The following is a 14265-nucleotide window of genomic DNA, read 5'->3' as shown; positions in this document are numbered from 1 at the left end:
AGTCTGTAAGATATCTGTAGTAAGATTGTTCATAGGGAAGTCCTCTTTTCTGTGAATGTAGTGTGGTAACTCTATTCTACAGAAGGGGCTTCCTTTTTTCTATTTACACAAGATATTTTACACTCTCTTATCTTGATTTTACTATCTGTAATTCTTGCTTATTTTGATGTATGTTTTATAATGAATATAGATAGGTTGGTTACGCTTACAATACAGAGAGGTGTTGATACTAATGTCAAAAATATATGAAAATATACTTTTGCCAGTTGACGGGTCACAACAGTCGATCGATTCATTCAAACAAGGCGTCCGTTTAGCAAGACAATGGGATAGTGATGTGTATTTAGTTCGAGTAGTTAAAGAAGATGATGGTCAAGATATTCCTAAGGAACAACGTGAATCGCTTTTAAACTCATTAAAAGAGTTTGCAAGAAATGAAAGGGTTTCTTTAGAAGCAGAATTAATTTATGGAGATCCCCGTACCCAAATTGCTGAAGTATTAGTAGACCGTTGGTCCATTGATTTAATTGTATTAGGAGCGACAGGTAAGGGTCGTGTAGCGAAGATGCTTATTGGGTCAATTACAGATTATGTTGTTCGAAATGCCCAATGTGATGTCTTAATTAGTCGTTAAACAATTTATGGGACTGCTCTATATCATTTAGAGCAGTTTTTATGTGATTTATTATAATTTATCATACCATTTATCTAACAATCTGATATACTGATGCGACGTAGTAAAGAAAGTAGGAAAATATGAAAAAAATCACATTTGAATCAATGGGCATCAGCTCGGAAATCACTAAAGCACTAGATAGCCTCCGATATTACCAACCAACACCGGTACAACAAGAAATTATTCCACTCGCATTAAATAATGAGGACATTCTCACTGAATCGCAAACAGGAAGTGGTAAGACGGCGGCTTACGGCATTCCACTTTGTGAGCAAGTTATTTGGGAAGAGAATAAACCACAAGCTTTAATCTTAGTACCAACACGTGAATTAGCGATGCAAATTAAAGAAGATATTATGAATATCGGTCGTTTTAAACGAATTAAAGTGACGGCTGCCTTTGGTAAATCTTCATTCAAAACTCAAAAATCCGAATTAAAACAAAAAAGTCATATTGTAGTGGGTACACCCGGTCGTATCTTAGATCATCTTCAAGAAGGTACTTTGAATGTAGATGAAATTAAGAGTTTAATTCTTGATGAAGCGGATGAAATGCTGAATATGGGCTTTGTACAACAAGTTGAAGACATTATTGATTATCTACCTAAAGAACGTCAAACGATGTTATTTTCAGCTACAATGCCGTCTGAAATCGAACGACTCGCATTTTTTTATATGAAAAAAGATCATAAGACAATAAAAATGGAAAAATCAGAAGAAAATACACCTGAGATTTCGCAATCTTATATCCGAGTTCAAGATTTACCTAAAGAAAAGTTATTGTTGGATCTATTAACAATTGAAAATCCTGATACGTGTATCATTTTTTGTAACACACGCGAGGTGGTTGATAAAGTCGATAGCTATTTAGCAAAAGCTGGGATTCCTATTGATAAATTACATGGCGGAATGGATCAGGATGACCGTTCGGACGTCATGCAGGAATTTAGAATTGGTAAATTACGTTATTTGGTCGCAACCGATGTTGCATCTCGCGGCATCGATGTTGATAACGTGACACATGTTATCAATTATAATGTGCCTTTTGAGAATGAAAGTTTCACCCACAGAACTGGTAGAACCGGTCGTGCAGGGAAAACAGGTGTTGCCTTAACTTTAATTAGCGATAATGAGATGAAGCGTTGGCAAGAAGTAAGTGAGTATGCTAAAGAAACTGGCATAGAATTTACGGAGATAAACGCACCGAGCAATCGCCAAGTAATGAGTCGTAAGACAGCTTTTGAGAAAAAAATAAACTCTAGACCTGTGTTGAAAACAGCCCGTAATAAAGAACTGAATAAAGATAATACGAGAGTCTACTTCAATGGCGGTAAAAAGAAAAAACTCAGAGCCATCGACTTTGTTGGAACATTAACGAATATTAAAGGTGTCGAAGCCGAGGACATTGGTATTATCACCATTCAAGAAAATGTTACATATGTTGAAATTTTAAATGGAATGGGTCCGTATGTCATCTCTGAGATGCAAAACCGCACAGTTAAAGGTAAAAAATTAAAAGTTCATAAAGCGAGAAAATAAATATATAACAAACAACCCAATATCAACGATATTGGGTTTACTTGTCTTTAAAGGTCGGCTAATACAAATCAAGAATATCTTTTACTAATTCAAAGTACTTTTCTTTTAATAGAGGAGGGGACTCAATCACGATATTTTTACCGAATTTTATCATATATTCAGCCATATAAGTAATTTCCTCAGGATTAAAGTAACCTACGATATAATGCTTGTCACCTTCAGTAATTAGATACATGTTAGGGTAACGGCTCTTCTTAAATGTCTCCACACCGCGTTGGTTAATCAAACATCTAAATGGTATTGTATTTAATTTTCCATCTGTATCTTTTTGTAATGTTTTTAATCATTCAAACTTAAAGTCTCTTCAAAATCTATCATGATCATTAATTTTTATATGGTATCTGTTCGAAGCGTACGCTAAGCCTTCTTATTACAATCATCAGCATCAGAATCTGTAGGCTTAATGAGTAATAATCGAAATCTATTAATAATCCAATCGAGTGGTAGTATCTATACAAATAATGTTAGATACAAGCCATCGGAATTTAGTTATTATTATCAAAAAGAAATGTTTGAAAATATTACGGGGTTTAATGAAACAGATTGCACATGCACAAGGGATTACAATAAACCCCATTGATGAGTAGCAAATACTGAGCGATGCTGTTAATGATTTAGAAGAAGTATTTCCTAAGTTTTACAAATGATTTATAACACTTCCGTTTAAATATGAAAGTAACAAAAAACATAGTGAGACTCTTTCGAAATTAAGAGCACTCCCTATGTTTTTTATAATGCTAAAATTATATTGTTGATTAATAACGTTTTAGCCATGTATTCGGTGCAAACAAAATTATCATTGGAAATATTTCTAAACGTCCCATGATCATAATGAATGATAGGAATATTTTGATAAATGGACTAAAATGAGCAAAGTTTTGAGAGGGTCCCACAATGCCTAGACCAGGTCCAATGTTATTAAGGGTTGCTGCCACAGTACTAAAAGAGGATAGTAGGTTTGGTGTTTCTAAACTAATGACAAGCACCGCCACAATAAAAATAATAATATAGACCACCAAGTAGCTCAAGACTGTATTGGCTAATTTAGAGTCAATACGTCTACCTTCATAACCGATGGCAACGACACGATTAGGTCGTATTGTTTGTTTTATTTCTGCCCAACCTATTTTAACTAAAAGCAAAATACGTGAGACCTTCAAACCACCTGCTGTTGAGCCAGCCATTCCTCCAACAAACATCAAAAGAATGAGTATTAACTGAGAGAATAAAGGCCAATGATCAAAGAGGGCAGTTGAATAACCCGTAGTCGATATAATGGAAGCAACCGTAAAGAAACTATCACGAAATGCATTGCTAACACCATAAGATGTTGAGATTAAATTTATTGAGATTAAAAGCACAGCAATCGCGATAATTGCTAGAAACCAACGAAGTTCTTCACTTTTTAGAATTCGTTTCGCCTGATGAATATAGACTAGATAGAACAAATTGAAATTAATACTGAATATTATCATGCCGATACTTAATATCATCTCAACTGTAAAGCTATCATAAGGTGCGATACTCCCATTCAAGACACCGAAACCTCCAGTTCCTGCGGTCCCAAATGCAAGTAACAGCGCGTCGAAGAAGGGCACACCTGCAATATACAAACAAGCTAACGTGATCATCATAAAGGTGAAGTAAATAATATATAAAATCCGGGCCGTTGATGATAATTTAGAAACAAGTTTACCAAATGTAGGACCGGTCATTTCCGCCTTCATGATATGTACAGAGGAAGACTCAGCTTTCGGCAAAATAGCTAAAGCGAACACTAAAACTCCCATTCCTCCAACAAAGTGACTGAAGCTACGCCAAAACAACATTGAATGCGATAAAGCCTCCACATCAAGTAAAATACTGGCACCAGTTGTTGTAAAGCCACTCGCCATTTCAAAAAAGGCATCGATGAAGGAAGGAATCTGCTGACTAAGAACAAACGGAATCGCACTAAAAAAAGAAATTAAAATCCAAGATAGAGAAACTACCGTAAAGCCTTCTCGCGCATAAAAAGTACGTCGATGCAATTTTGTTCGAGATAGTGCAAAACCAATAACAAGAGTCACTAGAGAAGTACCAAGAAAACTTGCTATATTTACCCAGCTTTCTTGGTAGATTACACTGACGATCAAAGGTAATAACATCAGGCCAGCCAGAATCATTAAGATATTTCCGAGTGTATAGCGGATAAATTGTGTATTCATTATTGCCTCCTTACCTTAAGATATCATCAATGTCGTTAAACGCTTTATGTTTGGTCACGATTAGGACATGGTCATCAGCTAAAATAACATCCTCACCCGTAGGATAAATCAGTTGAGAACCCCGTATTATGTAGGCAATTAATAAATTGTCTTTTGTATTTAAATCTCTTAGCTTGATATTCACAACACGACTACTTTCTTTAACAAGAAATTGCAAGGTCTCAACTTGATTATCAGCAATTCGAATCAAAGCCTCTACATTAGATGCTGTTGCATTTCTTAATGAGCGAACGTAACGTAAAATCTTGTTTGTTATTAATCGTTTAGGTGTAACAATGGCTTGTAAGTCTGAATCACCTAATATTTTTAATAAGTCAGTTCGACTTACTTTTGTCATAACTTTTTTAATACCTAAAGATAGGGCGTACATTGAGTTGATAATGTTTTCCTCGTCGATACCCGTCAAACTTAAAACTGCGTCAAAGCTTTCAATACGTTCTTCTAATAACAATTCTTGCTCCATACCATCACCTTTAATTACTACTACTTGTGGGAAGCGGTGACTAAGATCTAAAGCTTTTTCTTCATTTAATTCGATGACTTTTATATCGATATCCATTTTACTTAACAGATGAAGCGTGTAATAGGTCACACGGCCACCGCCGATAATTAAAACCGACTTAGTTTTCTCTTCACGGTAACCAGCTTTGAAATAAAAGTTTGCTAAATCTTCTCGAGATCCCGTAACATAAACACGATCCCCAACTCTTAAGACTGATTGCCCACTGGGAATAATAGTTTGTTTATCATGGGTTAGGGCGCAAATTAATACTTCACCATATTCATTTCTAAACTGAGTTAAAGACTGATCGACCAGTGGACTGCCGGCTTTAATTTCTAGTTCAACTAAATTGACTCGACCTTTACCGAATTGTTCAATACTGAGTGAATGCGGAAATTCGATACTTTTGGTAATATAACGAGCTGCCACCATTTCTGGATTGATAACCAAGTCGATACCTAGGCTATCACGTACGAATTCAATATGATTCGTATACTTAGGATTTCTTACCCGGGCAATAGTATATTTGGCACCCAGTTGCTTAGCTATAATAGAACTTATAATATTTGTTTCATCTTCAGGAGTCACAGCTATAAACATATCGCACTGTTCAACGCCAGCTTCGACTAAGTTATCATAATCCGCTCCATCACCGACTAAGCCTGTAATATCATTTTTATTAATAATACGATTCAATCTTTCAGAATTAGCTTCGATGAGGACGACATTATTATTCTCCAATGCTAGTTCTTGGCAAAGAATTTCACCAACTTTACCTCCACCTATAATGACAATATCCATTTGACGATTCACCTTCGTTTTCATTTATTTTTAAAATTTAAATTAGTTGAATATTAGCACTTTGACCTGATCATTAATAAACATGCAATAAAAAACGTATAATTGCAAGGTTTATAAGGATAAATTCTAGAGCTAATAAGACAGTCATTTTAAACTATATAAAGCAATATTACAATAGTTTCATCAACTTATAAAGAAAATACAAGAGGCAATATCACAAATCATTATTCAGATAAAAGAAGGCGGTTACACGATTATGAAATCTTATCATGGATGTAAAAGTTGATATATTTGATGCATTAAAAATATAATATTAATTAATGATTTGTAACTAACATTATATTGGATTAAGACCATTTTTATAAGAAGAGACTTAGACTTTCAACAAATAATATAGTTATTTTTGTTATCTTAAATTTGCGTATCTTCGTACATCCAATCTTCAAATGCACATATTGATTCATCTTTTAATATATATTTCTCAACTAATTTCGTAAATTTATTAATTTTATTTATTTGGTTTGGTGTAGGGTATTGATTTGTTAATTCGTAACAAATTATCGGTGGAGGAGTTTCTTTAAGTGGATAAGACACAATTCTTTCATCAGAAATAAATTGATTAATTACTGACACAGGAGCAATAGCCCACCGAGATGAATTGGTTATATAATTTATTAACATAGACCCTGTATTTACTTTCACATGTGCATTATTTGCATTTGAAAGATGAAAATTATGCCAAATTTCATACTGATCATTCCACCTTAAATAGACTTCATCTTCGGCAGGTAAATCAATAATAGATATATTTTCATAATATGGACTATCTCTGTGGCAAACCAAATACATTAACTCTCTAAAAATTGGCTTTGATTTTATGTGGGGATATTTATATGTGCTGTATACATAACCGATATCAGCAGTTCGACTTTCTATAAATCCATGAATTTCTTTAGAGTGAAATGTATTTATACTTAGGTCATAATTATTCATATTTAAAACATCTTTATAAAATGGGAGAAAAGTATAATTATTAACGGCATCTACACTTACAATGTTGATCATTTCTTTTATAGTAGAATCTTTCAAATTTTCAGATTCTCTTCTCAGAGCGCGCATTTGTTCTGCAATAGACAAAAATTGTTCTCCAGCAGTAGTAAGTGTAATATGCGAAGTGCCTTTTTCTCGAATGATTAACTCTGTATCTAATTGATTTTCTAATTTCATCAATCTATTGCTAACACTGGATTGTGAAATATAAAGATGTTCTGATGCCTTCGAGATACTACCATACTTATAAATTGTTAAAAAAGTTTCTACATAATCCAGATTCATCGTTATCTCCTTGAATATCTATTTATTAGATATTATATAGAAGAAACATCTGTTTGACAAATATAAGGACCATTGATAATCTAGAACTACCAAAAGAATTAAAGCGCTTACAATGAATTGGGTGAAGTAGAAGTAAAGTCAAAAATGACATTACATTTGTAAATGATTATTAATCAAAAAAATATAGTTTTAAGAGGAGAATGGAATGGATATATACAAAAATCATACAGTTGATCAGGACTTGGTTGATGCTTTCAAAAAACAATCAACAGCAACTGTACACGAGGTAATGGGTAAAAAGGGAAATATGTTGTCTAATATAAAGCCTGTGGGAACTGGGATGAAGCTTTGTGGTCAAGCATTAACAGTGAAAGGTGGTCCCTCTGATAATTTAATGATAATTAAGGCAGTTAGTATGATTGAAAAGGGACATGTTCTGGTAATAAATAATGGAGAAAGTGATAATTCAGGACCTTTTGGTGAAGTATTAGCCGTTAATTCCATAACAAGAGGTGCAGCAGGAGTCGTTATTAATACTCCTATTCGTGATACAGAGGCGATTAGAGAACTAGGATTACCAGTGTTTAGTATTGGATCTAGTATAGTAGGTACTACAAAATCGGTTCTTGGATCAATAAATCAAACAATTAGTTGTGGGAATGTTGTTGTTAATCCCGGAGATATTATTTTAGGAGATGAAGATGGTGTAGTTGTTGTACCACTAGATATTGCAGAAGTGGTTTTAGAAAAAGCACTCGAAAGAGATGCAAATGAAATCGAAGTAATGGAACGAATAAAAAATGGAGAATCATTATTTGAAATTTATGAGTATCAAGAAACTTTAGACGGATTAGATGCAAGAGAAGAAATATAAAAAAATTAATATTGATATTAAAGGGAGAGTTGACAATGGAATTGAGTTTAGATTTATTACAAACTGTAGGATTAGCAATTGTCGTATATATAATTGGAGACTTAATAAAAAGTAAAATTAGAGTTCTACAAAAATACTTTATACCTGCTCCAGTTATTGGTGGGTTATTATTCAGTATAATTTTATTTTTTGGCTATCAAACTGGATTATTCTATATAGCAATGGATGTGACTTTACAAAACTTTTTTATGAATATATTTTTTACAACTGTGGGGTTTACAATTAGTGCAGCAATAATAAAGGAGAGTGGGAAACTCGGAGCAATCCTAGCATTAATAGCTGTATTCTTCTTAATTATACAAAATTTGATTGGTGTTGGAATTTCAGAGTTATTCGGGATACATAATTTACTTGGTGTTGCAATGGGATCAACTGCTATGTCAGGTGGTGTTGGTTCAGCAATGGCTTTTGGACCGACATTTGAATCGCTGGGAGCTGAAGGCGCTACAACAGTAGGAGCAGCAGCAGCAACTTTTGGATTGTTTATGGGGAGTATCATTGGAGGTCCAGTTGCAAAACGTTTAATTGATAAACACAATTTAAAAACTTCGATAAAAGAATCCACTACAAGTGGCTCACAAAGCACAAAGGAATTCGAATCGAATTTATTTAGATCAGTAATGCTAGTCATTTTAACAGCTGCTCTAGGATCATTGATTTCATATATGTTAAACCTCACAGGTTTAACATTCCCTTACTATGTCGGATGTTTGTTTGCAGGAGGTATAGTTCGAAATCTAGCTGATGCAGACATGATAAAAATTAATATTAACGAAATTGATAGCATAGGTAATATTTCATTAAATCTATTTTTATCAATGGCTTTAATGAATTTAAGTATTTGGACTTTACTAGATTTGGCGGGACCAATGATTGTTATTCTGGTTACACAGACAGTTGTTATTATGTTATATACCTATTTTGTAACATTTAGAGCAATGGGTAAAACTTACGATGCAGCAGTAATGGCTGCTGGACATTGTGGAGTAGGGCTCGGACAGACTCCAAATGCTATAGCAAATATGTCTTCTGTTATTGAAGAACATGGACCAGCTCCTACAGCATGGTTTGTGCTTCCAGTAATAACAGTAGTCTTTATCAACATTTTCAATCCAATCATTATTACGTTATTCATTAATTTGTTCTCTTAACTTGAAATATTTTTTGAAAATGATCAAAAAAAATGTGATGTAGATTGATAAAATGAAGTAAATTTAGTAGTACCATCCATCTAAAGACTTCCAATCACCAAAGCTACGTGGTTGGAAGTTTTTTATTTTTAAGTAAAAAAATCCAATAACTCATTTATTGAAATTTGAATAACTAAAATAGGGATGACGAGATAAAACATGGATATTGTGGAATATTACATTTTTAATTGAGTTTACATAATATATATTATCGAACTTATTTAACGAAGATTTCTATAGTACTAAATCTATTGGTTAATATCGTGGCATATGAATTGTATTATAACTCCAGTTATTTTATCATTACTATAATCACTTCGTTACTTTTATATTTTATAAAGGAGAAATTTGATATGAAGAGATCATTAAAAAAATTATTAACTGTTTCATTAGCCGCTAGCGTGTTATTTGGCGCAGACATACGTATGGTTATAGCTGAAAACACCTCTGAAGCCAGTTCAGAACAAGTTGAAAACTCTGAATCTGAAACAGATACACAAATGGATGGTTTACCATTAGTAAAGCTGATTTAAGTGAAGCCAATGGTCAAGATGGAAATCCAGCTTATGTGGCAGTATTTGGATATGTATATGACGTTACTGATATTGCTGAATGGGAAAATGGTAAACATAATGGTGCTCAAGGCGGTACCGATGCTTCGAGTTTTTTCATTGAATCACCTCATGCTATCGACACTTTAGAGGGATTAGATCAAGTTGGAGTTTATAATGACTGGGAAGTTTCTGATGATCTATTAGCTGAATTTAATAATGAAAATGAAGAATTACCTAATTTAGTTGCTGTCCGTGGTATTGTTTATGATGTTACTGATGAAGAAGCTTGGCCAAATGGTGAACATAACGGTATCAGCGCTGGAACTGACGCAACTGACAACTTTGAAAACGATTCACCGCATGAAGATGACCTGTTAAGTACTTTAAAAATTGTTGGAAAACATGTGGATTATGTCTTTTCTGAGGATGAATTAGCTAATTTTGATGGTAAAGATGGAAATCCAGCCTATATTGCTGTAAATGGTACGGTATACGATGTTACAAACTTTGGTGCATGGGCAGATGGTGAGCATCAAGATATGGTAACTGCTGGTACTGATGCAACCGATCTTTTTGAATCTGAATCCCCTCATGATTCAGAATTTTTAGATGCCTTACCACTAGCTGGTCGTTTTGAATAATATTAAGCCAAAGAAACCCCAGTCCGATTAAATTCAGACTGGGATTTTTTGTTTATAATTCTATAAAATCGTTTTCCTCATCATTGAATATTGATATCACTCCGTCACCAATACTATAATGCCAACCATTTAGCGTTAACTGATTTTTTTCAACCCGATCTCTGATATTCTCATAAGTCATTAGATTGCTTAATTGTTGAATTACATTTAACTTTTCAAGTCGATTAGCCTTAACTGTCATATCTTCATCTGGTAACTCTTTAGATACTTGTTGACGTAAGCTTTCTAATTGTGAGATCCAAATACTAGTATATGGCAACTCCTCAATATTTTCAGGAGGATTAATACTTGCTGCACACCCACCACAATTTGAATGACCACATATAATAATATTTTTTACATTTAAAACTTCGACCGCATATTCTATAGCAGATGTAGTGGAAGCATATTTCACGCTCTGCCCTGCTGGTGGGACAATATTAGCAATATTTCTAATATGAAAAATCTCACCTGGATATGCTTGCAACAAGCGTTCTGGACTCACTCTAGAGTCAGAACAGCCTACAAATAATGTATGGGGTGTCTGAATTTCACTGAGTGATTCATATAAATCCTTATTTTCTTTGTAATCTTGTTCTTTAAATTGTTTCAGTGCTTTATATAAGTTTTTCAATTAACAAAACATCCTATCTTATTAGAATAATATTAAGTTTACTCATCTTAAATTAGAGATGCAAATTTTATTTATTTATATCATAGCAATGATTCTATCAGAAACTTCTTGTGTGTTTAGTGTATCGGTATCAATCGTGTAAGTAGCACAAGTTTCATAATAAATTAAACGCTTCATATATAAAGCTTTTAGTTCCTCTGTTGTTCGCTTCTTAGCAATTGGTCTAAAATTCATTTTGTCATTATTTATCCGGTGGTGTAATGTTTCAAAATTTGCTTTTAAATAAATTACATTTGATGTCTCTTTTAGTATCGCCCTGTTTGCATAGTTTTCAATACAACCGCCTCCTGTAGATATGACTCCAGGAATTGAATAGTATTTTAATAAAAATTGATGCTCAAGTTGTCTGAATTGTGTTTCACCATACTTATCAAAATAGTCAGATAAAGGCATTTGTATCTTTTTGATAATTTCTTTATCTAAATCATAACATGGTATATTCAATGATTTGCTTAATGTTTGGGCAACAGTTGTCTTCCCTGCTCCCATAAAGCCAATTAGAATCATAGTTAACACCTCAATTTTTGTCTGTTTTTTCTGTTTGAGACATACGTTCAATTTCATCAAAGAATGTTGGATAGGTGATATTCACACAATCAGCATCCTCTAATTCAATAGTTTCATTTGCAGGAATTAGAAGTCCAGCTATTTGTAGCATCATACCAATTCTGTGATCACCATAACTGTTTACTTTTGCTCCTTTTAAAGGAGTTGGACCGTGAATAATTAAGCCATCATATGTTTCTTCAATGTTTGCATTCATTTTCCTTAATTCTTTCGCTACTGCTTGAATTCGATCTGTTTCTTTAACACGAAGTTCGTGAGCATCTTTTATTATTGTCGTCCCTTGAGCTTGTGTTGCTAAAAGTGCAATAACTGGGATTTCATCAATTAATCGCGGTATGATTGATCCAGAAATATTTGTAGAGAGTAATTGACTCGTTTCAATGCTGATGTCTGCACTGTAATGATTCGGCAGTATGTTTACAATTACTTTCCCACCCATAGCTTTAACAACATCTAAAATTCCTGAACGAGTATTGTTAATCCCTACATTTTTTATTTCGATGTTACTATTTGGTAATAGTAAACCAGCGGCAATAAAGTAAGCTGCCGATGATATATCACCAGGGACATCTATATCTTGCCCAATGAGTTGTTGCCCACCCTCTAACATGATTGTCTTACCTTTTATATTAAGAGATACACCAAATTGCTCAAGCATTTCTTCGGTATGATTTCGTGTTGTTTCCTTCTCTATAATAGTGGTCACACCTTCTGATAAGAGTCCTGCTAATAATATTGCTGATTTAACTTGAGCACTTGCGACGGGCATCTCATATTTGATGTCTTTTAATTTTTCAACGGGTTCAATAATCAAAGGAGGTAAAGTCGTATTTGCAAACCCTTGTATATTTGCACCCATACTTTTTAATGGATTGATAATTCTATCCATCGGTCTTTGACTTAGGGACTCATCACCAATAAGCGTGCTTTTAAAGTTTTGACCCGCTAATAGACCACTTAATAGTCTCATCGTAGTTCCAGAATTCCCTGCATATAATGGCTTACCCGACTCTTGTAATTGTTTAATTCCTTTTCCATGAATAATCACTGTGTCTCCATCATCATCAATTTCCACGCCAAGTTGTCGCATTATTTGAAGTGTATTTAAACAATCCTCTGATCTTAAAAAACCAGTAACTTTTGTCATACCTTCAGCAATGGAGCCCATGATTATTGCTCGGTGTGAGATGGATTTATCTCCAGGAACGGACAATTGAAACTGAATATTTTTTAATGAACCTTTTAATCTTTTAGCCATGATTGCCCACTCCGTTTTGCCACATTTCTGGATTTTTACTGTATTCTCTGTAAGAATTCACTGCTTCTTTAAGTTCTATGAAACTATCGTGAGGAAATTTTTCTAAGATTGCTTGTGTTAATTCAGTTGCAATTACCGCTTGAGCTACGACGCTTGCTGCTGGAACAGCAGTCGTATCACTTCTTTCAATATTCGCTTCGTAATTTTCCTTTGTATAGATATCCACACTTTGAAGGGGTTTATATAATGTAGGAATAGGTTTTTTCACACCACGTATTACGACAGGCATACCATTTGTTATTCCGCCTTCTAAGCCACCTAAATGATTACTCAATCTGTAGAAGCCTCTCTCTGGTGTATAAGCAATCTCATCCATCACTTCACTACCGAATCGTCTTGCTATTTCAAATCCATCTCCTATTTCTACACCTCTAAATGCATTAATACTCATCATAGCTTGTGCCAGTCTACCATCTAGCTTTTTATCAAATTGTGTAAAACTACCTAAACCAATTGGCAACCCTTCTGCAACCACTTCTACAACGCCACCTAAAGTATTACCATCTCGTTTTGTTTGATCTATCTTTTGAATAACGGCCTCTTCTTGACTTGAGTCAACCATCTTAACAGGGGATTTATCTGCAACTTTTCGAATATCAGTTAGAGATAATTTTGAAATATCAGCTTGACCTTGAATATCCCCTAATTCACAAACATAGGCAACAATATCTATGTCTAATTCGTTTAATAATTGCTTTGCAACAGATCCAATTGCAACCCGCATCGCAGTTTCTCTTGCTGACGAACGTTCGAGGACATTTCTTAAATCTTCATGATGGTATTTTATTCCTCCTACAAGATCGGCATGCCCTGGACGAGGACGTAGAACTGCACGTCTTTGTCGACTTTTCGGGTCATCATTCGATTCGATACTCATTACACTTTTCCAGTTTTTATTATCACGATTCGCTACGATTAGTGTTAAGGGTGACCCTAATGTCTTTCCATATCGTACTCCAGATGTAATTTCTACTGTATCGCTTTCTATCTTCATTCGATTTCCTCGACCGTAACCCTCTTGACGTTTCGCTAATTCATGATTAATTTTCTCAACATTGATGGGTAAACCTGCAGGTAGACCTTCAATAATTGTTGTTAAACTTGGTCCGTGTGATTCTCCAGCAGTAATAAATCTTAGCATGTACATTA

Annotated in this window: 13 protein-coding genes and 1 pseudogene; 6 read left to right on the top strand and 8 right to left on the bottom strand. The window is 34.1% G+C overall.

Translation table 11 applies throughout. The features are described 5' to 3' along the window. The first annotated feature begins 232 nt into the window (after nt 1–232). The gene (locus ACEN33_RS02000) at nt 233–634 is read left to right on the top strand and encodes a universal stress protein (protein ID WP_407094449.1); all 402 of its coding nucleotides are present in this window, start codon (nt 233–235) and stop codon (nt 632–634) included. A 122-nt stretch (nt 635–756) separates the two neighbouring features. Continuing rightward, nucleotides 757–2214: a DEAD/DEAH box helicase gene (locus tag ACEN33_RS01995; protein ID WP_407094448.1), complete on the top strand. Its 1458-nt coding sequence runs from the start codon at nt 757–759 to the stop codon at nt 2212–2214. A gap of 58 nt (nt 2215–2272) precedes the next feature. Here ACEN33_RS01995 and ACEN33_RS01990 read toward each other — a convergent pair. The 4 genes and pseudogenes from ACEN33_RS01990 to ACEN33_RS01975 all read right to left on the bottom strand — a co-directional run. Continuing rightward, nucleotides 2273–2530: pseudogene (locus ACEN33_RS01990) on the bottom strand (WYL domain-containing protein); the annotation flags it as partial. Between the two features lie 499 nt (nt 2531–3029). Next, the gene (locus tag ACEN33_RS01985) at nt 3030–4481 is read right to left on the bottom strand and encodes a TrkH family potassium uptake protein (protein WP_407094447.1); all 1452 of its coding nucleotides are present in this window, start codon (nt 4479–4481) and stop codon (nt 3030–3032) included. A gap of 10 nt (nt 4482–4491) precedes the next feature. After that, entirely contained in the window at nt 4492–5844 is a 1353-nt protein-coding gene (gene trkA, locus ACEN33_RS01980) for a Trk system potassium transporter TrkA (protein WP_407094446.1), read from the bottom strand. 411 nt (nt 5845–6255) lie between these two features. After that, nucleotides 6256–7179: a LysR family transcriptional regulator gene (locus ACEN33_RS01975; protein WP_407094445.1), complete on the bottom strand. Its 924-nt coding sequence runs from the start codon at nt 7177–7179 to the stop codon at nt 6256–6258. 205 nt (nt 7180–7384) lie between these two features. On the opposite strand from ACEN33_RS01975, the gene ACEN33_RS01970 reads away from it, so the two are divergent. The 4 genes from ACEN33_RS01970 (at nt 7385) to ACEN33_RS01955 (ending at nt 10498) form a co-directional block, all read left to right on the top strand. Continuing rightward, nucleotides 7385–8053 (top strand): 4-carboxy-4-hydroxy-2-oxoadipate aldolase/oxaloacetate decarboxylase, encoded by a 669-nt coding sequence (locus ACEN33_RS01970; RefSeq protein WP_407094444.1) that lies wholly within the window; start codon nt 7385–7387, stop codon nt 8051–8053. A 35-nt stretch (nt 8054–8088) separates the two neighbouring features. Then, complete coding sequence (gene gltS, locus ACEN33_RS01965) at nt 8089–9264, top strand: sodium/glutamate symporter (RefSeq protein ID WP_407094443.1); 1176 nt, start codon at nt 8089–8091, stop codon at nt 9262–9264. A gap of 392 nt (nt 9265–9656) precedes the next feature. Next, nucleotides 9657–9836 carry a hypothetical protein gene (locus tag ACEN33_RS01960; RefSeq protein ID WP_407090201.1) on the top strand — a complete coding sequence of 60 codons (180 nt, stop codon included), beginning with the start codon at nt 9657–9659 and terminating at the stop codon, nt 9834–9836. A gap of 35 nt (nt 9837–9871) precedes the next feature. Continuing rightward, nucleotides 9872–10498, top strand: coding sequence for a cytochrome b5 domain-containing protein (locus tag ACEN33_RS01955; protein WP_407090202.1), 627 nt, complete (start codon nt 9872–9874; stop codon nt 10496–10498). 52 nt (nt 10499–10550) lie between these two features. Here the strand turns inward: ACEN33_RS01955 and ACEN33_RS01950 are convergent, their stop codons facing one another. The 4 genes from ACEN33_RS01950 to aroC all read right to left on the bottom strand — a co-directional run bounded on the left by ACEN33_RS01950 (nt 10551) and on the right by aroC (nt 14257). Next, nucleotides 10551–11171, bottom strand: a complete 621-nt coding sequence (locus ACEN33_RS01950; RefSeq protein WP_407090203.1) for a carbonic anhydrase — start codon at nt 11169–11171, stop codon at nt 10551–10553. 75 nt (nt 11172–11246) lie between these two features. After that, complete coding sequence (locus ACEN33_RS01945; protein ID WP_407090204.1) at nt 11247–11738, bottom strand: shikimate kinase; 492 nt, start codon at nt 11736–11738, stop codon at nt 11247–11249. 10 nt (nt 11739–11748) lie between these two features. Next, a complete protein-coding gene (aroA, locus tag ACEN33_RS01940) occupies nt 11749–13056 on the bottom strand; it encodes a 3-phosphoshikimate 1-carboxyvinyltransferase (protein ID WP_407094442.1) in 1308 nt (435 codons plus the stop codon). Further along, on the bottom strand, nt 13049–14257 hold the full coding sequence (aroC, locus tag ACEN33_RS01935; protein WP_407090206.1) for a chorismate synthase: 1209 nt from the start codon (nt 14255–14257) through the stop codon (nt 13049–13051). The genes aroA and aroC overlap by 8 nt, the downstream gene beginning before the upstream one ends. Nucleotides 14258–14265: the final 8 nt, after the last annotated feature.

This window comes from Ruoffia sp. FAM 24228, assembly GCF_045528575.1.
Classification (GTDB): domain Bacteria; phylum Bacillota; class Bacilli; order Lactobacillales; family Aerococcaceae; genus Ruoffia; species Ruoffia halotolerans.
Note: the sequence above shows the minus strand (reverse complement) of the source record. Positions and strands in the feature narration are given on the sequence as shown.